Here is a 23,157-nt window from a genome sequence, read left to right as displayed (position 1 = left end):
GGCTTGGCATGGTCGCCATCACTCCAGCATGTTGGGCAGCGCCATGGACAGTGCCGGAACGTAGGTCACCAGCATCAGGGCGCCGAACAACGCCAGGTAAAACGGCCAGATGGTGCGAACGGTCTGTTCGATCTTGATCTTGCCGACCACGCTGCCGACAAACAGGCAGGCACCCACCGGCGGCGTGCACAGCCCCAGCCCCAGATTCATCATCATCATGATGCCGAACTGGATCGGATCCATGCCGAACTGGGCGGCAATCGGCAGAAAGATCGGCGTGCAGATCAGGATCAGCGCCGCCATGTCCATGATCATGCCGAGTGCCAGCAGGATCAGGTTCAGCATCAGCAGGATGGCGAGCGGATTGTCGGTGATCCCGAGCAGCGTGTTGGACAGCAACTCCGGCACGCTATAGAGGGCGAGCAGATAGGAGAACGCCGAGGCGCAGCCGACCAGGATCATCACCAGCGCGGTGGTGCGCACCGACTGGTAGACCGCCTGCTTGAACGATGCCCAGTGCAGCTCGCGATAGACCAGCGCGGTGACGACGATGGCGTAGATGGCCCCGAAGGCGCCTGACTCGGTCACCGTCAGCACGCCAGACAGCACGCCGCCCACGATGATGACCGCGGTCAGCAACCCTGGCAGTGCGGCGGCAAAGCTGATCGCCAGCGCCTGCCAGCCCGGAAAGCGTTCGCCCTGGTAACCACGCTTGACCGCTACCAGATAGGCGGCAAGGGCCAGCAGGCCACACATCAGGATGCCCGGCACGATGCCCGCCATGAACAGCTTGGTGATGGACAGGCCGCCACCGGCCGCCACGGCGTAGAGGATCATGTTGTGGCTGGGCGGAATCACCACCCCGGCCACCGACGAGGTCACCGTCACGTTGACCGCGTAGTCCGCGTCGTAGCCCTTCTCCTTCATCACCGGAATCAGGATGGAGCCGAGCGCTGAGGTGTCCGCCACCGCGGAACCGGAAATCCCGCCGAACAGCATCGAAGAGGTCACATTGACCACCCCGAGCCCTCCGCGCACTCGGCCCACTGCGGCAGAGGCCAGGCGCACCAGGCGCTGGGAAATACCGCCGTGCAGCATCAGCTCGCCGGCGAAGATAAAGAACGGAATGGCCAGCAGGGAAAACACCGAAATGCCCGAGAGGATGCGCTGGAATGCCACGAACAGCGGCAGTCCCTCATAGAGAAAGCCCCCTACTGCTGCCAGTCCTACCGCAAAGGCCACCGGAGCGCCGACGGCCAGTCCCAGGGCAAAGAGTCCAAAAACGATAGCGAGTCCCATGCTCAGTCCTCCTGGGTCGGGTTGTGCCGGCCGCCAAGCCGCTTGACGATGTTGGCCACAGCGAACAGCACCATCAGCGCACCACAGATCGCCAGCGGCGCGGCACGCCAGCTTTCGGAGAGTCCGAGCATCGGGATAGGTCGTGCCAGGTTGGTCATCATCAACTGCCAGCCCTGCCAGGCCATGAAACCGCCAAAGGCCACCACGAACAGATCCGCCAGATGGTGCATCAGACCCTTGATGGGCGCCGGCATGTTGTCGCGCAGCAGGTCGATGGACAGGTGGCTGTTGTGACGAACGCCGGCAGCGGCGCCGAGAAAGGTGATGTAGGCCACGCTCAGAAGCGCCGTCTGCTCGACCCAGGTGGGGGTGTCATTGAGCACGTAGCGGCCAAATACCAGCCAGCCAAAGGTGATGATCAGCAACACCAGCAGCACCCCGGCCACCATGATGCAACCATGGGCGATACTGTCGAGGATGCGGTCCAGTCGGCTGGGTGTTTCACGCTTGTAGCGTATGCTTCGTGACTCCGGCGATGCCGGAGGAAAGGCACCACGGCGTACCGTGGCGCCCTCTTGCTCTGACTCGGTTTGCTCGGACCCGACGTCAGAGGTGTCGGTGGGTGCGTTCACGCATCAGCCTCCCCGCCCGCCCCCGGCACCGGGGACGGGGCTCTCGTATCAATGGGATCAGTCGGCCTGAGCCGCGCGAATGTCGTCGACCAGCGAGGCCAGGTCCGGGTTCTCGGCAAGAAAGCCCTCATAGACCGGTAGCATCAGCGCCTGGAATTCTGACTTGTCCGGAACCTCATTGATCTCGACGCCTGCATCCAGCGCCGTTTGCCGACTGGCCGCGGTACGCTCTTCCCACAGTTCACGCTGCTGCTCGGTGGCGACCTGCCCGGCCTCCCGGACCGCCGCCTGGTCTTCTTCGGACAGCTCGTCCCAGGTACTGCGGGCCATGCACAGGCACTCGGGAATGACCAGGTGGTTGGTCAGCGAGTAGTAGCCGGCAACCTCGTAGTGGCCGCTGGATTCGTAGGACGGGAAGTTGTTCTCGGCGCCGTCGATCACTCCGGTCGTCAGCGATTGGTAGACCTCACCGTAGGCCATGGGGGTGGCGTTGCCACCCAGCGCATCGATCATGTCGACGTAGAGGTCGTTGTTCATGACCCGGACCTTCATGCCCTCGACATCTTTCGGAGTCTCGACCGGATGGTCGGTGTTGTAGAGGCTGCGCGAGCCTGCCCCGAACCAACCCAGCGCGACCAGGCCCTGCTCCTCCATCGCTGCGGCGAAGCGTTCGCCGATCTCGCCATCCATCAGTTCGTACATGCGCTCTTCACTTTCAAAGATGAAGGGCAGCGAGAGGACGTTGGCAGCCGGCACCATCGGACCCATGGGGCCCATGTTGAAGTTGCCGAAATCCAGAGCACCGTTGCGGGTCTGCTCGATGGCATCGGGCTGATCCCCCAGCACGGCGTTGTGATAGACCTTTGGCGTGATGCGCCCTTCCGTTCGCTCGTCCACCTCCTTGGCGAAGGTCTCCAGCGCAATGCTGTTGGGGTACTCGGGAGGATGAATGTTCCAGCCGCGCCACTGTTCGGCCAGGGCTGGCGTTGCCAGCAAGGCGGTGGTCGCGGCCAGGCCGGCAAGATGGATGGCGCGGGTGAGCTTGCGTGAAGCGGCGGGATTCATGGCGAGTCCTCTGGTTGACCTTGTTGGCGTTGTTGTCATACCCGGTTGGGCAAGTGTCCGGCCCTCTCGTACTGCCATCACATGGCGATGGCCTGAGCCGTTTTCTGGAAACCATGGCATACTATGTATGACAAAGTAGAAGAGAGGACTTCCTGGCTGCAACCCCTTCCTGACACTTTTTGACTAAAGTGCAATGCCTCTGTCGAGGTGCGTTAGCCAAGGCGGCCAGCATGATCGACATTTTTCGGAAAAGCTCTTTATTCGCGGGCAATAACGATCTGTCCGAAACCTGTTCCTGGTGCAAAGACGCCCCGTTGCAGCGGCAGTTTATTTGTAAAATGCTGTCACTTTTTGGCGTGACGCGTGGCCCGCTGTGTCCATGTGCAGCATGAGCTGCATAGGCGACAGGAAGTCTCGTGGGACGTGCAAGGCCTCGGCTGATAAAGACATTCAGCGCACAATATCGATGCAGAACAACGGGAGAATCGGGCGCCGCTGAGCGCCCGAGAACATGGTGGAGATTCGTTCGGGGGAAGGATCGAGGCGGCGCGCCCGAATCATCGGATCGGGCGCTGGTCGGGAGGTGGCTAGAAGGCCCAGGCCGCCGACAGCGACACCGTATCGCCATCGAAGCGATTTTCGGATGACACATCGTGAAGCCACTTGCCGATCAAGGTGACCGGCGCCTGGCCCAGTGAGACGCTCTTCATGAAGGCCGGCCCTACTCCTGCCCCGCTACTGCGAAAACCATCTTCCAGGCGATCCGGTACCGGGCCCGAGTCCGACTCGAGCTGCTCGTAAACGTACCCGGCCAGACCCAGTCCGAAGCTTGGCGTCAGGTACTTCGCCGCCAGCACGTCCAGGTGAAACTCGTCGCCGGTGGTGTAGTCGGTGGCATCGTTCTTGAAGTTGAACAGGATGCCCGCGGTCATCGACAGGTCCCATCCGCTTTCGGGCAGCCAACTGTAGGTAATGGTGGGATCGATCGACCAGTAGTGCCGCCCCAGGTTGATCCGATCATCCTCGTCGTAGCGCCCCACCGGAATATTGATGCCCACCGCCGCCGTGGTGTGGTGAGTCCCGTTGGCCCAGTTGAGGGCGACCGGCACCAGGTACGGATCACCGAAGCCGCTGTTGCTTCCGGTGTTGAAGCGTTCCTGGCCCGGGATGCTGGCCTCGAGATCGACGCTGACGTCAAACACGTAGGGAAGATTGATCCCGGCGATGTAGGTGGCACCGAGCCACTCGACGTCGGTCACCCAGGTCAGCTTAAGCAGGTTGAACCACAGCGTCTGGTCGAGACCCGCCGACAGCCGCCCGCCCAGGGGGCGCGCGCCGATATCGCCCTCGTAGCGCACCAGGTCGTTGCGCGCATAGACCCCGGGTGGCGGGGCCAAGCCTGCGGCAAAGTCGTTATAGGCGCCCGGTACATAGATGCTGCTGCCACCTTCCGAGGCATGAGCCGTCGCTGGGGCCAGCAGTGCTGCACCAAGGATCGGCGCTGCCAGCAGGTAGTGATACATACCGGAGGTCAGGAGTCGGGGGCGACAAATGGCCATGGGGACGGTTCCATTGAGAAGTTTGCTGCAAAGTATAGGAAGCACTACGAACTTTTGGGCACAATTTTGACGTACCTGCCTCCTATGCCCCCACGTACCCTGCTGCTCTTCCCGTGACGTCTACCTCCAGCGTCCTGCGACTACTCCGTTCGTCCTGCGATTACTTCGGTCGATTGGCCAGATACGACAACGGCGCCCCAAGGGGCGCCGTTGTCGGGTGCGGGAAGCGAGTTCCTGTTCAATCCTGGCGGGACGCCCTTACTCGCCGGCGGGCGCGTAGGAGCCATCTTCGCGGTGCACTTCCTTGCCCGTCAGGCCCGGAGTGAACACGCAGGCCAGGTGCATGGTCTTGGAAGCACGCAGCAGGTGCTCGTCGTGCTGATCCAGGATGTAGATGTCGCCCGGCTTGATCGGCCAGATCTTGCCGTCGGCCAGGGTCTCCACTTCGCCTTCGCCCTCGATGCAGAACACCGCCTCGAAGTGATGCTTGTAGTGGATGTGGGTCTCGGTACCCTCGAAGATACGGGTGATGTGGAAGGAACACTGACCGCCGTCATCGGCGAGCATCAGGCGGGTGCTGTCCCAGTTACCGTTCTCTGCCTTTACCAGGCGGTCGGTCTGACGGGCTTCTTCCAGGTTGCGAACGATCATCGAATTCTCCGTTGTCGGGTGTCGGGGGCGTCGGCGGTGCCGGGCATCGAAAGGCCCTGTGCGAGGCTTCGAGCGCTGGTGGCGTCCGCAGAAAAAGCGAGGGCGAGCCCTCGCTTTACATATTGCTCAGGGCAGGATCAGCGGCACCTTGCTGCTGGCGCCTGCCCGCAGATAGCCTGCGGGCGTATCCTGTTTCAGCTTAGCGCCTCGTGGGTGCTGCGCTCGAGGATATCGAGACCTTCGATCAGATCCTCGTCGGTGATGGTCAGCGGACACAGGCACTTGACCACCTCACCGTCCTGGCCACTGGTCTCGATCACCAGGCCGTTCTCGAAGGCCTTGGCGGTGATCTTGTCGGCGATATCGCCGCTTTCCACGTCGATGCCGCGCATCAGGCCGCGGCCACGCTCGGATGCCGGATACCCCTTGTCGCTGAGCCAGGCGGCGATCTTCTGAAAGCGCTCTTCCACGATCCGCGCCTTGCGCTGGATGTCACGCTCGAAGGTATCGTCGCTCCAGTACTTGCGCATGGCAGCGGTAGCGGTGACGAAGGCCAGGTTGAAGCCACGGAAGGTACCGTTGTACTGACCCGGCTTCCACTTGTCGAGCTCCGGGCGCATCAGCACGTGGGCGAACGGCAGGCCGAGTGCGGACAGCGACTTGGAGTTGGTGACGATGTCCGGTGTGATGCCGGCGTGCTCGAAGCTGAAGAACTTGCCGGTGCGACCGCAGCCCGCCTGGATATCATCGATGATCAGCAGGATGTCATTGTCGCGGCAGATGCCCTCGAGACGCTTGAGCCAATCCAGGCCGGCCACGTTGATGCCGCCCTCGCCCTGGACCGTTTCGACGATGACCGCGGCGGGCACGTCGAGACCGCCGGACTTGTCGCCGAGCAGCTTCTCGAAGTAGTCCAGGGTATCGGTCTCGCTACCCATGTAGCCATCGAAGGGCATGAAGGCTGCACCCTGGGTCGGAATACCGCCGGTCGCCTCGCGGAACTTGCGGTTGCCGGTGGTGGCCAGCGCTCCCATGGTTACGCCGTGGAAGCCATTGGTGAAGGTCACGATGTTGTGACGACCCTTGGCCACACGAGCGAGGCGAATGGCAGCCTCGACGGCATTGGTGCCGGTCGGCCCCGGGAGGTGGACCTTGTAGTCGAGACCACGCGGCTTGAGGATCACCTCTTCCAGGGTCTCCAGATAGTCGCGCTTGGCGGCGGTCCAGAAATCAAGACCGTGGATGATGCCGTCGGTGGCCAGATAGTCGACCAGCGCCTGCTTCAGGTGCGGGTTGTTATGGCCGTAGTTCAAGGTGCCGGCACCGGCCAGAAAGTCGATGTACTCGCGGCCTTCCTCGTCGGTCAGGCGAGCGTTCTGCGCCTTGGTGAAGACCACCGGAAAGGAACGGGAATAGGTACGAACTTCGGATTCCATGCGTTCGAGGATCTGGGTCTGCATTGCGACCTCCTGTCGGGTTCGTAGGGGAAGTTATCGGGTATCGGTGGCGACGGACGCTGGCGCCCTGTCACCACCCTGGAAGCCGTTAGATACGCGTCGTGTCGAAGGGACCGATGCGCACCAGGTTTTCCGGATCGTGCTCTCCACCCAATTGGTCGGTAGAGAAGTACTCGCGGCTGTTCAACGGCGCCTGCCAGCGATCGGCCAGGCGGCGGAACAAGCCCCAGGAAGCCTGGTTATCCGGTGTGATGGTGGTCTCGAGGTGGTGGACCTCGGCAAATTCAGGGCGGGTCAGGATGGCTTCGACCAGTCTGCGGGCCAGGCCGGTACCGCGGGCCTTCTCGCCCACCGCGACCTGCCATAGAAAGTAGGTGTCCGGAGCATTGGACTTCACGTAGCCGGAGACAAAGCCGACGATCTCGCCTTCCTCGTTGGTGGCAACGGCACAACTGTCACGGAACTGGGTGGCCAGCAACAGGTAGGCGTAGGCGGAGTTGACGTCCAGGGGCGGGCAGGACTTGACCAGCTCGTAGATGCCCCAGCCATCCTCGGGAGTGGACTTGCGAATAAACAGCGGCGCCGCTTCGTGACCCACCACCGCGTCCGCCACCGTAGGCTTGGCGAGGTCGGCTGATGGTGTGAAGGGCTCAGTGCTTGCGGTCATGTTCGTTATGCTTCGCTGTAGCGAATTTGGACAAGCATTATAACAGTCGAGTATGACATTTCAAAATCTGGATTATTCTTAACCCCTGGAAGCATAAAAAAAAATTATGCGAGTAGCGCCAGGCCACGTCTCATGGCGGCTCGGAGCGATCACTGCCGCTCACCTCCCCTATCCCTTTGGCGTAATCGATTGCCTCTCCAACGAGACGATTTCGTCCGCCTGAAGCAGTATAGTCGGCCCTTTCGGATCGGCGAGAAAAGGCCACAAAAAAGGGCACCCACAGGTGCCCTTTCTGGCGTCGGCCGGTTTCTGACTGTCGTCGTCAGGTACGGGTCGGCGTGCGCATGGTGACGAACTCTTCGGCGCCGGTCGGGTGGATGCCTACGGTGGCGTCGAAATCTGCCTTGGTCAGGCCCGCACGCACCGCGATGGCGATGCCCTGGATCACCTCACCGGCTTCCTCGCCGACCATGTGCGCCCCTACCACCACGTCGCTTTCGTCGTCGACGATCAGCTTCATCAGGCAGCGTTCATCGCTGCCGGACAGGGTGTGCTTCATGGGACGGAAGTCGGCACTGTAGACGCGGACCGCCTTGCACACCTCGCGGGCCTTCTCTTCGGACAGGCCAACGGTGCCGATGTTGGGATGGCAGAACACCGCAGTGGCGATGTTGTCGTAGTTCATCGGCGCCTTGGGCGCGTCACCGTAGTGGTGTGCAACCAGATGCATGGCCTCGGCCAGGGCCACCGGCGTCAGCTCAGGACCGCCGGTCACGTCACCCAGCGCCAGGATCGAGGGCACCGAGGTCTCGAAGCGATCGTTGACCTGGATGGAGCCGTTCTCGTTGAGCGCGATGTCGAGCTGGTCCAGACCCAGGCCTTCCAGATGGGGCTTGCGGCCGGTGGCGGACAGCACCGCATCCACCTCAAGGGTCTCGCCATTGGTCAGGGTGGCCTTGATCCCGCCTTCGACCTTCTCGAGGGACTCGATGTTGGTGTTGAAGTGCAGGTTGACGCCTTTCTTGGCCATCTCGTCGCGGGTGAACTCGCGCACCTCCTGGTCGAAGCCGCGCAGGAACAGCTCACCGCGATACAGCAGGTGGGCGTCGGCGCCCAGGCCGTTGAAGATGCTGGCGAACTCCACGGCGATATAGCCGCCGCCAAGCACCAGAAAGCGCTTGGGAAACTCGTCCAGGTCGAAGATCTGGTTGGAGTTCATGGCCAGTTCGCTGCCGGGGAACGGCGGCACCCAGGGCCAGCCACCCACCGCCACCAGGATCTTCTCGGCGCTGATGGTCTCGCCGCCAACCTCGACACGGTGTTCGTCCACCACCTTGGCGCGACCGTTGATCAGGCGCACCCCGGCGTTGTCCAGCAGCTTGCCGTAGATGCCGTTGAGTCGCTTGATCTCACCGATCTTGTTGTCGCGCAGGGTCGCCCAGTCGAAGCTCGGCGCCTGGTCGAGCTGCCAGCCGAAGCCGCGAGCGTCGTCGAAAGCCTCGTGGAAGTGTGCGGCGTAGGAGTAGAGCTTCTTGGGCACGCAGCCCACGTTGACGCAGGTACCGCCGAGGTAGCGATCCTCGGCGACGGCCACCCTGGCCCCGGTTGCCGCCGCGGTACGGGCAGCGCGGACACCACCGGAGCCGGCACCGATGACAAAGAGGTCATAGTCGAATTGTGACACTTGCGTCTCCTGATTCTGTTGCTGGGACCCTTGTTGTCGGGACCGCTGTCGGATCATTAGGGGCCTGGCCTACCAGGGACCTGCCTCGAGGCCCACCAGGATGGGAAACCTTCCCATGATACCAGCGGGCTGGCTACCACGGGAGGGTGCTTGACCACCTTGACCGAGGGGGGTAAAAACATGCACCACTTTAGCCATCCACTGCTTGCACGGGGAAAGTTCATGAGTGATATCGACAATCTGCTCGCCAATAATCGGGCCTGGGCCGACAGAATCTGCCAGGAAGACCCTGATTTCTTTGCCCGCCTTGCTCAGCAGCAAAGCCCGGAGTATCTGTGGATCGGTTGTTCCGACAGCCGCGTGCCGGCCAACCAGATCATCGACCTTCCCCCGGGTGAGGTGTTCGTCCACCGTAACGTCGCCAACCTGCTCTATCACAATGACATGAACGCCCTGTCGGTGGTGCAGTTCGCGGTGGACGTGCTCAAGGTACGTCACATCATGATCGTCGGCCACTACAACTGTGGCGGCGTGCGCGCTGCGGTCACCGGCGGCGAGAACGGTATGGTGGACAACTGGTTGCACAGCGTACGCGAACTCTACAGCATGCATCGCTCGGAACTCGAGCATCTGCCGCTGGACGAACAGGTGGATCGCATGTGCGAGCTCAACGTCAAGTCTCAGGTCAAGACGCTGTGTCGTACCAAGATCGTCCAGCGTGCCTGGCAGCGCGGCCAGGCGCTGTCGGTGCATGGCTGGGTCTATGGCCTCAGCGACGGTCGTGTCACCGATCTGGAATGCAGCGTGCACGGCCTGGATCAGGTCGCCCAGCTCTATCGCATCGACCGCGTCTGCCCGCCCCAGCAGTGACGGCTGGTCTGAACTGACCGATTGACCGCCAGGCGACCCTGGACACCACTGTCGCCTCGGCGCTGTGTCGATTGCCCTTTCGCGCCCCCGAATCTCGTTCGGGGGCGCTTGCACTTGCGGTTACCTCACTCGCCTCCGCCGGCTACCTCAGCTCCTCTATTTCCCCTTACTTTTCTGTCTGCGCCACCTTCTCGTCGCTCAGCGCTTGTCTGCTCCTTGAAGACACGCTCCCCGGGCCCATATTCGTTCCTCGCATGGGTGCTGTCACAATTTCGATTGTGTTTAAACGCGACACCTCACTATGTTGATGCAGGACATTGACTAGCCGGCGCTTACAACATTGACCAAGGCGTCCGACTGGCAATTACAACAACCTCAACAAGCAGGAACTCCTTCCATGTTCAAGAAGACCCTTCTGGCCGGTGCCCTCGGTGCCGCCATGCTGACGGCTGCCCTGCCCCAGACCGCACTGGCCGAAAACACCCTGCGCATGGCCTACGACGCCGATCCGGTGTCGCTGGACATCCATGAGCAGCTCTCCGGCGGTATCCTGCAACTGTCGCACATGGCCTTCGATCCGCTGGTGCGCTGGACCAAGGACTTCGAGTTCGAGCCCAGACTCGCCACCGAGTGGGAGCAGGTCGACGACACCACCATGCGCATCAGCCTGCGCGAAGGGGTCACCTTCCATTCCGGCAACCCCTTCACCGCCGAGGACGTCGCCTGGACGGTGGAGCGCCTCAAGCGCAGCCCGGACTTCAAGGCCATCTTCGAGCCCATCGAGACGGTCAACGTGGTCGACGAGCACACCGTGGAGATCGTCTCCAAGCGGCCCAACCCGCTGCTGCTGAACATGGCCACCTACATCTTCCCGATGGACAGCCAGTTCTATTCCGGCGAGACCGACGGCGGCAAGGCCAAGGACGAGATCGTCAAGAACGGCAACTCCTACGCCTCGCGCAACATCTCCGGTACCGGCCCCTTCCAGGTGACCAACCGCCAGCAGGGCGTTCGGGTCGACTTCGAACGCTTCGATGACTACTGGGACAGCGAGTCCCCGGGCAACGTCGACGCCATCACCCTGACCCCGATCGGCGAGAACGCCACCCGCGTCGCCGCCCTGCTGTCCGGTGACGTCGACTTCATCGCGCCGGTACCGCCCAACGATCTGGAGCGTATCGAGAGCGACGAGGACACCAATCTGGTGACCATGTCGGGCACCCGCATCATCCTGTTCCACATGAACCAGGAGCGGGTCGAGGCCTTCCAGGACCCGCGCGTGCGTCAGGCCTTCAACTACGCGATCAACCAGGAAGGCATCGCCGATCGTCTGATGAAGGGCTTCGCCACCCCGGCCGCCCAGTTCTCGCCAGAGGGCTACTCCGGCCACAACCCGGATCTCGAGCCGCGCTTCGATCTCGACCGGGCCAAGGAACTGATGGCCGAAGCGGGCTATGAGGACGGCTTCTCGGTCAGCATGATGGCGCCCAACAACCGCTACGTGAACGACGCCAAGATTGCCCAGGCGGTAGCCGCCATGCTGGCGCGGATCAACGTCACGGTGGACCTGAAGACCCTGCCCAAGGCCCAGTACTGGGGCGAGTACGATGATCGCGCCGCCGACATGATGATGATCGGCTGGCACTCCGACACCGAAGACTCCGCCAACTTCCACCAGTACCTGACCGAGTGTCCGGACGCCGACAGCGGTGGCGGCCAGTACAACGCCGGCAACTACTGCAACGAGGAGCTCGACCAGCTGATGGTCGACGCCAACCTCGAGGTGGATCTGGAGAAGCGTGGCGAGATGCTGCGTGAGCTCGAGCAGGGCCTCTACGACGATGCCGCCTTCATTCCGCTGCACTGGCAGAATCTGGCCTGGGCTTCTGCGGCCAACGTCGACATCGAGCCGGTGGTCAACGTGATGAACTTCCCCTATCTCGGGGATCTGGTCATCGAAGAAGAGTAAGACGACAGGCACCGCCACGCGGTGCCTGCAAGCTCCCATTCAGCAGCTGCCTCGGCTCCGTGACATGGTCGCGGAGTCGAGCGCCTGTACCCTGGACAATCCCCATGATCGCATTTCTGATCAAGCGCCTCTTTCATGCGCTGCTGGTGATGTTTGTCATCAGCGTGATCGCCTTCGCCATCCAGGACAACCTGGGTGATCCCATCCAGCAGATGGTGGGTCAGTCGGTGCCCGAGAGCGAGCGCGAGGTGCTGCGCGAGGAACTGGGGCTCAACGATCCCTTCCTGGTGCAGTACTTCCGTTTCGCCGTCAACGCCGCCCAGTTCGACTTCGGCTATTCGTACATCTACAACGAGCCGACTACCGAAGTGGTCCTGCGACACCTGCCGGCGACCCTCGAGCTGGTATTCGCCTCGACCCTCCTGATCATCTTCCTGTCGGTGCCGATCGGCGTCTACAGCGCGATCAAGCCCCGCGCCTGGCTGTCCCGTTTCTTCATGGGGGTGTCGATCATCGGCATCTCCATCCCGGTGTTTCTCACCGCTATCGTGTTGATCCAGCTGTTCGCCATCGGCGTGAGCTTCACGCCCTTCCCCGCCGATACCGGCTGGGGCGCCTGGCTCAACGGCCTGCTGTCCACCGAGGGCGGCATGCCGGCCTACGGTCGCGGCGACCCGATCCACGTGTTCGGCACCTGGACCACCAACTTCGCCTCGCTGGAAGGCCTGACCTACCTGGTGCTGCCGGCCATCTCGCTGGCCTCGATCATGCTGCCGCTGTTCATTCGCCTGATCCGCGCCGAGATGCTCGAGGTGATGCAGTCGGAGTACGTCAAGTTCGCCCGGGCCAAGGGCATCTCGATGCGTCGCATCTACTTCCTGCACGCGCTGAAGAACACCATGTTGCCGGTCATCACCGTCGGCGGCGTGCAGATCGGCACCCTGGTGGCCTACACCATCCTCACCGAGACGGTGTTCCAGTGGCCCGGCATGGGCCTGATGTTCCTCGACGCCATCGAGCGCTCGGACATCCCCCTGATCGTGACCTACCTGATGATCGTCGGCCTGATCTTCGTGATCACCAACACCCTGGTCGACTTGATCTATGGCCTGGTCAATCCCACCGTCAAGCTGACAGGTAAGCCCGCATGAGCACCCAGAGCACTGCGACGAGCAGCCGGTGGGAGCGGTTTCGCGACTCCTACCTCTTGTACAGTTTCAAACGCGACCTGATCGCCCAGACCAGTCTTCTGATCTTCGTGGTGATGGTCCTGGCCGCGCTGCTGGCGCCTTGGCTTGCGCCGGCCGATCCCTACGACCTGGCCCAGATCGACATCCTTGCATCCGAGCTGCCGCCGTTCTGGATCGACGGCGCCGACCCCCAGTACCTGATGGGTACCGATTCCCAGGGGCGCGACCTGCTCTCGACCATCCTCTACGGCATGCGGGTGTCGCTGGTCATCGGCTTCGGCGCCGTGGCGCTGCAGGCCACCCTGGGGGTGTGCTTCGGTCTACTGGCGGGCTATCTGGGTGGGCGCGTCGACGCCTTTCTGATGCGCCTGGCAGATATCCAGCTGTCGTTCTCGACGTTGATGGTGGCCATCGTGGTGGGCGCCCTGTTCAAGGCGATCTTCGGCGGCGCCACCTACTCCGACTATGCCATGTGGCTGCTGGTGCTGATCATCGGCCTGGCCGAATGGCCCCAGTACGCCCGTACCGTGCGTGCCTCGGTGCTGGCAGAGCGCTCCAAGGAGTACGTCGACGCCGCCCGGGTGATGGGCCTGCGCAGCCGGCGGATCATGTTCCGTCACATCCTGCCCAACACCCTGTCGCCGATCTTCGTCATCTCCACCGTGCAGGTGGCCAACGCCATCATTTCCGAGGCGGCGCTGTCGTTTCTCGGCCTCGGCATGCCCGAGACCCAGCCGTCGCTGGGCTCGTTGATCAAGTCCGGCTTCGACTACATCCAGTCCGGTTCCTGGTGGATCACCCTGATTCCGGGCCTGGTGCTGGTGGTGCTGGTGCTGGTGATCAACCTGCTCGGCGACTGGCTGCGCGACGTGCTCAATCCACGACTGTACAAGGGCTGAGGTAGACATCATGGCACTACTCGACGTCAATCACCTCGACGTGCGCTTCGCCCTGCGACAGGGCGACGTGAAGGCACTGCGCGATGTGTCGTTCAGCCTGGATCGTGGCGAGCGTCTGGGCATCGTGGGCGAATCCGGCGCCGGCAAGTCGGTCGCCGCCTTCAGCCTGCTGAATCTGATCGCCAAGCCGGGCTATATCGCCGGTGGCAGCATCACCTTCGATGGCCAGGAACTGACCGGACTCGGTGAACGCGCCCTGCGCAAGGTGCGTGGCCACCGCATCTCGATGATCTTCCAGGATCCGATGATGACGCTCAATCCGGTGCTGTCCATCGGTGAGCAGATGGTGGAATGCCTCAAGGCCCACCGCCGAATCTCCAGCAAGGAAGCCCGCGCGATCTCGCTGCGCAAGCTCGAGCAGGTGCAGATCCCGTCGCCGGAAAAACGCCTGGACCAGTATCCCCATGAGCTGTCCGGCGGGATGCGTCAGCGCATCATCATCGCCATCGCGTTGCTGCTCGACCCGGATATCATCATCGCCGACGAGCCCACCACCGCCCTGGATGTGACCATTCAGGCGGAGATCATGGCGCTGTTGCTGGAGCTGTGCGAGAAGCACAACGTCGGCCTGATCCTGATCACCCACGATCTTGGCGTGGTCAGCCAGGTGACCCAGCGCATGCTGGTGATGTACGCCGGACGGGTGATCGAACAGGGCCCGACTCGAGAGATCATCAATGATCCGCAGCATCCCTACACCCAGGGACTGATCAACGCCCTGCCCCAGATGGCGACCCCGGGCGAGCGGCTCAACCAGATACGCGGCAGCATGCCGTCGTTGAGCCAGCTCCCCAGCGGCTGTCCATTTCATCCGCGCTGCGACTTTACCCAGCGCCAAGACGGCAGCGAACGGACACCCTGCAAGACCGAGGTACCGGCCTTCGTGCGCTCCGGCAACTGTGAGGTGGCCTGCCATATGGTCGCCGAGATGCAGGATGCCGAACGCATCGTGGCCAGGGAGGACAACTCATGAGCCAGACCACTCAGGCAGCCGTCAAACCGCCGACCGAGCCGATTCAGCAGGACGGCCCCGCCGACATGAACCCTGCCGCTGGAGGCGACAGCCTGCTCGAGATCCGCGGGCTGGAAAAGCGCTTTTCACTGTCCGGGGATTTCCTCGAGCAGCTCAAGTTCCGGCGTGGGCGTATCGTGCGCGAGCAACAGCACGTGCACGCGATCAACGGGGTCGACCTGGACATCCGCCGCGGGGAGTCGCTGTGCGTGGTGGGCGAGTCCGGCTGCGGCAAGTCGACGGTAGCGCGTACCGTGATGGGCCTGCTGCGGCCCAGCGCCGGCGAGATCCATTACGACGGCGAGCGTATCGATCATCTCGATTCGAAAGCATTGCTGCCTTTCCGTCAGCGCATGCAGATGATCTTCCAGAACCCCTACGCCTCGCTCAATCCGCGCATGACCATCCAGCAGACGCTGGAAGAGCCGATCCGCCTTCACCACCCCGACTGGAAGCCACAGCAGGTCGTCGACAAGGTCCACGAGGTGATGAGCTCGGTAGGCATCGCCCCGGACTGGGGCTCGCGCTACGGCCACGAGTTCTCCGGTGGCCAACGACAGCGTATCGCCATCGCCCGGGCGCTGGCGGTGGATCCGGAGTTCATCGTCGCCGACGAGCCGATTTCGGCGCTGGACGTGTCGATCCAGGCCCAGGTGCTGAACCTGTTGATGGAAGCCCAGCGCGAGCACCATCTGACCTACCTGTTCATCACCCACGACCTGGCGGTGGTGGAGCATTTCGGTACCCGGGTGGCGGTGATGTACCTGGGCCGCGTGTGCGAGGTGGCGCCCACGGCGACGCTGTTCGCCCGCCCGCGTCACCCTTACACCCAGGCGCTGATGTCGGCGATTCCACGCCTGGAGGACGACCGTCCCCAGCACCTGCGCCTGCAGGGCGAGGTGCCGACCCCGGTGAACCTGCCCTCGGGCTGCGTGTTCCACGGGCGCTGCCCCCACGCCAACGAGCGCTGCCGCCGGGAGATCCCCCGTCTGATCGCCACCGACGAGGGCGGTCAGGTCGCCTGTCATGGTGTCGAGGAAGGTCGTCTGTCTTGACCGCTGCCTTGACCTCCCATCGCCTTCACCTGCAACACGCCGACGCCGGGTACGCCCGGCATCGGGTTATCTGGCACAATCGACGTTTCGCAGGACAGGTGACACTTCCATGGAAATACGTTGGCTGGAAGACTTTCTCGCCTTGGCCCGCACGCGTCATTTTTCCCGTGCCGCCGAAGAACAGAACGTGACTCAGCCCACCTTCTCCCGGCGCATCAAGCTGCTCGAAGAGGAGATGGGCACCACCCTGATCAACCGTCAGACCCTGCCGCTGTCGCTGACGCCGGCCGGCGAGGCCTTCCTCGCCATGTGTCACGACGTCACCCGGCGGGTCGACCTGACCCGCCAGCGACTGGCGCAGATGGCCGAGGAACAGGCCGGACAGCTACGCCTGGGGGCACCCCAGAGCCTGCTGGCGCAGTTCCTGCCCCAGTGGCTCAGCGGCTGGCAGTCGCCACCGCCGCTGCAGCCCTACCTGCGTGCCACCGCCTGGCTGGTGGGCGACTATTTTCAGGGACTTGCCTCCGGCGAGATCGATCTTGCCCTGTGCTACTGGCCGACCAGCGGCAATCCGCTGGAACTGGCCAACGAGGACACCGATTATTGCGTCATCGGCCGCGAGCGCTTTATGCCGGTGTGCCTGCCGGATGCCAGCGGCCAGCCTCGCTTTGCGCTGGAAGGCGGCAAGGGGCGCGCCCTGCCGTTGATCGCCTATCATCCCCGGGGCATGATCGATGCCGCCATCCGCTCCCATCTGGACCGACTCGGCGACGCCCCTACCCTGACGGTGCTCAACGAGAGTGTACAGAGCGGCAATATCCGAGAACTGGTCGCGCTGGGCTATGGCCTGGGCTGGTTGCCCGAGCGCAGCCTGGGCGAGGCGCTGGCCTCCGGCGCGCTGGTGGCGGCAGGACCACCGCGCTGGACGGTATCCTTCGATATTCGCCTGTATCGCCACCTCTCGACCCGTCGCGCGGCGGTCGACGCCGCCTGGCAGGAGCTGTGTGCTCACGCCCTCGACGCCGAGGCTCAACCATGACGCCCCGATGCCCCCGGAGACCTTGCCTTGCCCCAGCCTGACGCCCATTCAAGCTTGCCCCAGGCCACCTCGGGCCTTCGCGCGGATGCAGCAACACCGGGCGGCTTTCGTGCCGCCCGCTGGCTGTCCAATCCGCATGTCCAGACGCTGCTGCCACGCGTGCTCCGCCCCGCCGAGGTGGACTGGCGGCAGGAGTTTCTCGCGCTGCCCGACGGTGACGAGGTAGAGCTTAGCTGGGTGCGACCGGAACCCGAGGACCCCCGCGCCCCTGTCTTTGTGCTTTTCCACGGCCTCGAGGGGGGAATCACCTCGCCCTACGCCCACGATCTGCTGGCGGCGGCCAGAGACCAGGGCTATCGGGCCTTGCTGATGCACTTCCGTGGCTGCGGCTCTCGCCCCAACCGTCTTCCGCGCGCCTACCACAGCGGCGATACCGGGGACGCCAGGGTGTTGCTGGAGGTACTTGGCGATCGCTATCCCGAGGCAGCCAAGGTCGCCGGTGGCGTGTCGCTGGGGGGCAATATGCTGCTACGGCTGGTCGCCGAAGAGGACGCGAACTCGTTGGGGCTCGACGCCGCGGTGGTGATCAGCGCGCCGCTGGATCTGGCGGCCTGCGCCCAGCGCCTGGGCGAGGGTTTTTCACGGGTCTACGAACGCCACCTGCTGGCCTCGCTCAAGCGCAAGGTGATACCTCGGCTCGAACGCGGTGAGCTTTCCCTCAAGGTCAGCGTCGAGCAGGTGCGCCGGCTTAAGCGCCTGCGCGACTACGACGACGTCATCACGGCGCCGATGCACGGCTTCCTGGACGCCGATGACTACTATGCCCGCGCCTCCAGCGGCCCGGTGCTCGATCGGGTGGCCGTTCCCACCCTGATGCTGCATGCCCGTGACGATCCTTTCATGCCGGCCGACCTAATCGAGCGCTTCCCGGCTCGCTCGCCGCTGGTGACCCTGGAAGTCGCCGAACGCGGCGGCCATGTCGGATTCATGGAGCCAGGCCCTCGCCGCCCTCGCCCTTGGCTTGGCCGACGGCTGGCGCGCTACCTGCAGGAGCTGTCGCTGACACCAGACTAAGCAGTTATGCAGGACTGCCCATGATGCCACTAGGGTGAATCCGTCTCTGCTTGCAACATCTGAACCGTCGGCTGCGGCTTCTTGCGGGCCTGTGCCAAATCATAGTTTGTCTGCATGGCGAGCCAGGCGTAAGCGGTGCTGACACCTGCGGTTTCCAGGCGCAACGCGAGCTCAGGACTGATTGCCGCTCTTCCATTCAAGACCCGTGACAAGGCGACGCGTGACATCCCTAGTCGCTCGGCCGTTTCCTTTACCGATAGGCCAAGCTCCTCGATGACATCCTCGCGCAACAGCTCTCCGGGATGCGGAGGTTCATTCATCATGTTCTTGACTCCTTATCTTGAAGAAACTGAAGACTTGGCGTTCCCCAAGCGGGGAAGTATCCGAGACGTCGATAGCCACGGGCGCTTTTCGGACAGCGCCTAGTGGTAATCGAGATAATTGACCAACTCCACATTTGCGTCCGCGAAGCGAAACGTCACGCGCCAGTTACCGTTGACACGGATAGACCAGCAGCCTTTAAGCGCCCCCTTGAGCTGATGCAACTTGAACGAGGGCAGGTTGAGATCCTCCGGCCGACAGGCGACATCGAGCAGCGCCAGGATGCGTCGAAGCTTGGACGCGTGGGTGGCCTGGATGCCTCGGGTGGTGCCGGTTCGATAGAATGCCTCAAGTCCCTTGTGCTGAAAGCTGATGATCATCAGGTAACCGTAGCGCGACACGTTACAGGATACAATGATAAGAGACTGGCCAGTGCCACTGTTTCAAACCCAACGTCAGTCTCCCTATCTATCCTGTACACACAAGAGCCCCGGCCATGGCCGGGGCTCTTGTGGTTTACGCAGTGTGTTGCGTGCTGTGCTGCGCGCTTGGTCACTGCAGTTCCGGAGGATCTCCCGGCAGGCTCCAGGTGTAGATCAGGTCCACCGCCTGGGCGGCGCCGGAGACCGCTTCCAGGTAGAGGCTCCGCCACAGCTGGTAGGTCAGGGTCAGCTCGGCGATGGGCGAGAAGATGCCGACGCCGTAGCCCACCTCCAGACGGTCGGTGAGACGGCCGCTGACCACCACCTGACTGCTCTCGCCACTGCCGGAGGTATCCAGCGACAGGTCCTGGATGCCGAAGGCCTCACCCATGGCGCCTACCGCCCCCCCGGTCTTGCCCAGGGTCAGGCCGATCAGCGCCGAGGTCAGGGCGCCGCTGGAGTCGCCGCTGTCATCCGGCGCCCGGCCGCGCAGCACGTAGGACAGCGCCCGAGACTCGTCCATCGACGGCTCGGAGAAGATCTCCAGATCGGGCTGGCTGGCGGTACCGGTGACCTTGAGACCGGCGATCACTCCGTCTTCGGTGCTGGCCGGGTTACGGATGGCTTCGAAGTCCAGCGTCGGCAGACTCGGCGGGCCGGCGAAGATCAGCTTGCCCTGGCGAATCTGCAGATCCTGGCCGTAGGCGCGGAAGCGGCCATCGACCAGGCTGACGTCGCCGAACAACTGCAGCGGCCCGTTGTTCTGGCGCACCTCCAGATCCCCTTCCAGCTCGGTCTGCAGACCGTAGGCGCTCAGGCGCATGTCGGGTCCCAGCAGCAGCCGTACGCGGATGTCGATGGCCATGCCCGCCTCGGCCATGGCCTCGGCGGTGGATTCTCCTACCGGGTCTTCCTGGGCACGCCGTTCGGCCTCCTTGGCCTCCTCGTCCATCTCGCGGGTGATGATGATCTCGTCACCGCTCGGGGTGACCGCGGACGCCGGGACGTCACCGACCTTGAGCCTGGCCCAGGGGATCCGCACCTCGCCACGTACCCGCAGTCGCGAGGGGTTGGCGGTGATGGTCAGGTCCGGGGCCAGCTTCAGCTTGCCGAAGGCCGGCATGGCGGCGAGCAGTGGATCCTGCACCGCGGACAGCGCCATGTTGGCCTCCCAGCTACCGTCAGGCCAGGCGGCGTCACCGGTGATATTCAGGCGCCCTTCCTCGGCGTCCACATGGCCGGAAATCCGCGCGCTGTCGCCGGACAGCGCGATATCCAGCCGTCCGTCGGTGACCGCCAGGGGGATATCACCACCGTGGACCCTGAGCCCGGTCAGACTGATGTCGCCACTGAGGTCGGGTGCCTCGCGGCTGCCGGCGATACGGATGGTGCCGCCAAGACTGCCCTCGAGTTCATCGAGGCCGGCCGCCAATGGCTGATACGGTGCCAGGCGCACGTCGGTAATGGTCAGGGTGCCGTCCAGGCCACCGCGTCCCATGGGATCGTCGATGGCCAGGGCCAGGTCGATATCGCCGCTCTGGGCCAGTGACAGCGCCAGGTCCATGTCGATGCGGGCCTCGCTGGCGTCTGCACTGAGCGACATGCTGGTGGCAGGCACCGACCAAGGCTGGCCATAGGCGTCCTCGCCGGTCACGCTGACCTCGCTGTCGACCTGGACGTCGGCCTGCCAGCGACTGCCGCCGGCCGACCAGCCAGCGACGACACGAGCGCCGGTGTCGCCGTCGATGGCCCAGCCCTCAGGCAAGGCCTCGTTGACCAGGTCCATGGGCAGCTCATTGATCTCGAGAGTCAGCGAGCCGGCGTCCGCCGAGGCGCTCAGCGGCTCGCTGATGCACACGGCGCCGCCCTGGCGACGTGCCAGGCAGAAGGGCTCGGCCTGGACCGACCCCGCGGCCAGGTCGGCCTCGAAGCTCAGCGGATCATCGAGGGCGATATCGCCCTGGGGCAGCGTAACTTCCAGCGGCGACAAGGTGCCCTGATAGCGGTCGCGGGCCTCGTTCATGGCCCCGTCAAGGGCCAGCACCAGACGGTTGAGTGGCCCGTCCTCGCTGCCCTCCACGGTGAGCTCAAGGCGGTGATCCGACAGCCGCCCATCGAGATCCAGGGCGATATCGGAGAATCGCTGGCCACCGGCTTCGACCTGTCTTGCCTCAAGACCAATATCGAGCTCGGGGTCGTCGATTCCGGCCACACGGCCGGACAGCGACAGCTCGCCGACACGATTTTCCTCAAACGCTACCCCGCTGCCATTCAAGGCAAGGTCAAGCTGGGGCGCCTGGAGGCTGCCGCTGGCCGTGATGTCTCCGGATAGCTGGCCGGCAAGCCCCGGATACAGGCTCGCCATATCCGGCAGTGATATCTCGGCGTCGACGTCGAGGTTGGACTCGCTGACCTGGCCGACGGCCTGGATGCGATTGTCGCCCTGGCGGAAATCGAGGCTGTCGATGTCCCATTGCATATTGCTGTTGCCGGCGAGTTGGGCCTCCAGCGACAGCGGTCGGCCATCGAGGGTACCCTCGATATCCAGCGCCGGCACCTCCACCCGCCAACCCTCATCGGTCTGGGTGAACGCCACCTGCAGGGTGCCGTCGATATCCCCCGCGAGCCCTTCGACGAAGGGTTCCGGATTAAGGCCCGTGAGGGTCGCTGCCGCCTCCACCGAGACGCCGTCAGACCAGTCGACACGTCCCTCGGTGCTGAGAGCGCCGGCGCCCTCCGGTGCGACCTCAAGCGGCGCCCAGGCAAACTGTGAAAGATCCCCCTGGCCCTGAAGGGCCAGGGTGGTTGGCGGTACATCCGGTCCCTCGGCGGCCAGGGCCAGTTGCAGCGTATAGCCGGTCAGGGAACCCTCGATGGCGAGATCTAGATCGCGGGCGATCCACGGCTCCACCTCGGCCGTGGCAGCGGTGGCATTGCCAGCTTCAGCATTGTCTGGTGCGCTTGTCTCGGCGTCGCTCACCTCGCCAGTCTCTTCGATGCCTTCAGGTAGGGGGCTGTCCATGCCAGGCAGCGGCCATTGCAGTCTGGGGCTCTGGAAGGTGGCGCTGAAGGGCAACGTGGGGTCGAGGGCGTCGAGTCGGGCGACCAGGTGGGTGTCCACCGGGCCCGAGGTCTTCAGGTCGATTTCCAGGTCGGCCAGACTGCCGGCTGCACTCAGCTCGACCCGCTCGCCGGACAGCGCCGGGAAGATTTCCGGCAGGTACAGATCGGCGGCAAAATTGAGCTCCAGCGGGTAGTCGCCGCTCAACGTGGCGCGGGCCTGGAGCTCGGCGTCGGCATCGGCGGAGGCCACCGCCAGGGGCTCGATGGTAACGGTCTGACCGCGGGCATCGAGACTCAGGTCCAGACGCTCGACGTGGTAGTCGAAGGCACCGTCGACGGTGGTGTCCTCGACCACCAGTTCGGGTACTTCAATGGCCAGTGGCAAGGTGACCTCGGGCAGCACCAGACGCTCACGCTCATCCAGCGGGATGTCATCGGCCTTGGCTGCGGCCCCTTCCATCTCGGCGGCGGCCTCGCTCGGCAACGGCGAGCGCACCGCGATGGCGGCGTCGATGGCCTCGGCGCTGACGATGGGCCCTTCGTGTTCGGCGTCGCTCAGGGCCAGCATGGCGCCGGGCGTCAACGGCAGGGTCAGATGAAGACCCGCCAGGCGCGTAGGTCGAACGCTAAGGGTATCGCCCTCGGCCACCGCCGCGGTGGTGAAGCTGTCCCAGGCCAGTCGAGTGCCGTCGGCTAGTTGCACGGCGACGTCCTCGACCGCCAGTTCACGGATCTCGACGGGAAACGGCAGCGCCAGGGGCCCCGGCTCGGCGCTGGTCGGCTCGGGTTCTACGGGAGGCTCCTCCGCGGCTTCGCTCTCGCCCAGGCGGACGTCGGTACCCGACACCCTCAGGTAATCAAGACACAGCCGGCCATCAAGAACGCAGTCCTCTGCCCAGGACAGCGACAACGCGTCCACCGACAGCCGCAGGCTGCCCATCTGCATGCGAAAGCCATCCAGCGCAAAGGTGTCGAGCAGCGCGCCTTCGACCGCCTCGTACTCGAGAAAGCCCATGCGCTGGCCCTGATCCAGCGCCATTCGGGTGCCCCAGGGACTCAGCACCAGGCCGCCAATCAGCAGCACCAGGCCAACCAGGGTCAACGGCAGCCAGATCAGCAGACGTGTCAGGGCCCACAGGGCGCGTCCTTTTCTCATTGAAGCCTCGTGT

The 23,157-nt window shown here is 63.8% G+C and carries 19 protein-coding genes; 8 read left to right on the top strand and 11 right to left on the bottom strand.

Going from position 1 to position 23,157, the window contains the following annotated elements:
- Positions 1-18: 18 nt before the first annotated feature.
- The 8 genes from RBB39_RS09805 to gorA form a co-directional block, all read right to left on the bottom strand.
- Complete coding sequence (locus tag RBB39_RS09805; protein ID WP_306169057.1) at positions 19-1,299, bottom strand: TRAP transporter large permease; 1,281 nt, start codon at positions 1,297-1,299, stop codon at positions 19-21.
- A gap of 2 nt (positions 1,300-1,301) precedes the next feature.
- Positions 1,302-1,931 carry a TRAP transporter small permease gene (locus tag RBB39_RS09800; RefSeq protein ID WP_231498708.1) on the bottom strand — a complete coding sequence of 210 codons (630 nt, stop codon included), beginning with the start codon at positions 1,929-1,931 and terminating at the stop codon, positions 1,302-1,304.
- A 57-nt stretch (positions 1,932-1,988) separates the two neighbouring features.
- Complete coding sequence (locus RBB39_RS09795) at positions 1,989-2,996, bottom strand: TRAP transporter substrate-binding protein (RefSeq protein ID WP_306169056.1); 1,008 nt, start codon at positions 2,994-2,996, stop codon at positions 1,989-1,991.
- A 587-nt stretch (positions 2,997-3,583) separates the two neighbouring features.
- Complete coding sequence (locus RBB39_RS09790; RefSeq protein ID WP_052704298.1) at positions 3,584-4,555, bottom strand: transporter; 972 nt, start codon at positions 4,553-4,555, stop codon at positions 3,584-3,586.
- 258 nt (positions 4,556-4,813) lie between these two features.
- A complete protein-coding gene (locus RBB39_RS09785) occupies positions 4,814-5,206 on the bottom strand; it encodes an ectoine synthase (protein ID WP_045992068.1) in 393 nt (130 codons plus the stop codon).
- A gap of 194 nt (positions 5,207-5,400) precedes the next feature.
- Positions 5,401-6,666: a diaminobutyrate--2-oxoglutarate transaminase gene (gene ectB, locus RBB39_RS09780; RefSeq protein WP_045992067.1), complete on the bottom strand. Its 1,266-nt coding sequence runs from the start codon at positions 6,664-6,666 to the stop codon at positions 5,401-5,403.
- A gap of 85 nt (positions 6,667-6,751) precedes the next feature.
- Positions 6,752-7,330 (bottom strand): diaminobutyrate acetyltransferase, encoded by a 579-nt coding sequence (ectA, locus tag RBB39_RS09775; protein ID WP_045992066.1) that lies wholly within the window; start codon positions 7,328-7,330, stop codon positions 6,752-6,754.
- A gap of 322 nt (positions 7,331-7,652) precedes the next feature.
- Positions 7,653-9,014, bottom strand: a complete 1,362-nt coding sequence (gene gorA, locus RBB39_RS09770; RefSeq protein ID WP_239452524.1) for a glutathione-disulfide reductase — start codon at positions 9,012-9,014, stop codon at positions 7,653-7,655.
- A gap of 222 nt (positions 9,015-9,236) precedes the next feature.
- Between gorA and can the strand changes: the two genes are divergently transcribed.
- The 8 genes from can (at position 9,237) to RBB39_RS09730 (ending at position 18,182) form a co-directional block, all read left to right on the top strand.
- Entirely contained in the window at positions 9,237-9,884 is a 648-nt protein-coding gene (can, locus tag RBB39_RS09765; RefSeq protein WP_045992064.1) for a carbonate dehydratase, read from the top strand.
- A 397-nt stretch (positions 9,885-10,281) separates the two neighbouring features.
- Positions 10,282-11,853, top strand: coding sequence for an ABC transporter substrate-binding protein (locus RBB39_RS09760; protein ID WP_045992063.1), 1,572 nt, complete (start codon positions 10,282-10,284; stop codon positions 11,851-11,853).
- Between the two features lie 104 nt (positions 11,854-11,957).
- Positions 11,958-13,004 carry an ABC transporter permease gene (locus RBB39_RS09755; protein ID WP_045992062.1) on the top strand — a complete coding sequence of 349 codons (1,047 nt, stop codon included), beginning with the start codon at positions 11,958-11,960 and terminating at the stop codon, positions 13,002-13,004.
- The gene (locus RBB39_RS09750) at positions 13,001-13,942 is read left to right on the top strand and encodes an ABC transporter permease (RefSeq protein ID WP_045992061.1); all 942 of its coding nucleotides are present in this window, start codon (positions 13,001-13,003) and stop codon (positions 13,940-13,942) included. Before RBB39_RS09755 ends, RBB39_RS09750 begins: the two co-directional genes overlap by 4 nt.
- 10 nt (positions 13,943-13,952) lie before the next feature.
- Positions 13,953-14,975 (top strand): ABC transporter ATP-binding protein, encoded by a 1,023-nt coding sequence (locus RBB39_RS09745; RefSeq protein ID WP_045992060.1) that lies wholly within the window; start codon positions 13,953-13,955, stop codon positions 14,973-14,975.
- Positions 14,976-15,040: 65 nt separating this feature from the next.
- Positions 15,041-16,069 carry an ABC transporter ATP-binding protein gene (locus RBB39_RS09740; protein ID WP_045992090.1) on the top strand — a complete coding sequence of 343 codons (1,029 nt, stop codon included), beginning with the start codon at positions 15,041-15,043 and terminating at the stop codon, positions 16,067-16,069.
- 109 nt (positions 16,070-16,178) lie between these two features.
- Complete coding sequence (locus RBB39_RS09735; RefSeq protein WP_045992059.1) at positions 16,179-17,108, top strand: LysR family transcriptional regulator; 930 nt, start codon at positions 16,179-16,181, stop codon at positions 17,106-17,108.
- A 27-nt stretch (positions 17,109-17,135) separates the two neighbouring features.
- Positions 17,136-18,182 carry a hydrolase gene (locus tag RBB39_RS09730; RefSeq protein ID WP_239452523.1) on the top strand — a complete coding sequence of 349 codons (1,047 nt, stop codon included), beginning with the start codon at positions 17,136-17,138 and terminating at the stop codon, positions 18,180-18,182.
- Between the two features lie 29 nt (positions 18,183-18,211).
- On the opposite strand, the gene RBB39_RS09725 is transcribed toward RBB39_RS09730, so the two are convergent.
- The 3 genes from RBB39_RS09725 to RBB39_RS09715 form a co-directional block, all read right to left on the bottom strand.
- Complete coding sequence (locus tag RBB39_RS09725) at positions 18,212-18,505, bottom strand: HigA family addiction module antitoxin (protein WP_045992058.1); 294 nt, start codon at positions 18,503-18,505, stop codon at positions 18,212-18,214.
- Between the two features lie 99 nt (positions 18,506-18,604).
- Entirely contained in the window at positions 18,605-18,883 is a 279-nt protein-coding gene (locus RBB39_RS09720) for a type II toxin-antitoxin system RelE/ParE family toxin (protein WP_045992057.1), read from the bottom strand.
- A 172-nt stretch (positions 18,884-19,055) separates the two neighbouring features.
- The gene (locus RBB39_RS09715) at positions 19,056-23,144 is read right to left on the bottom strand and encodes a translocation/assembly module TamB domain-containing protein (protein WP_045992056.1); all 4,089 of its coding nucleotides are present in this window, start codon (positions 23,142-23,144) and stop codon (positions 19,056-19,058) included.
- Positions 23,145-23,157 lie beyond the last annotated feature (13 nt).

It is taken from the genome of Halomonas sp. MMSF_3323, from assembly GCF_030733595.1.
In the GTDB taxonomy this organism is placed as follows: domain Bacteria; phylum Pseudomonadota; class Gammaproteobacteria; order Pseudomonadales; family Halomonadaceae; genus Halomonas; species Halomonas litopenaei.
Note: the sequence above shows the minus strand (reverse complement) of the source record. Positions and strands in the feature narration are given on the sequence as shown.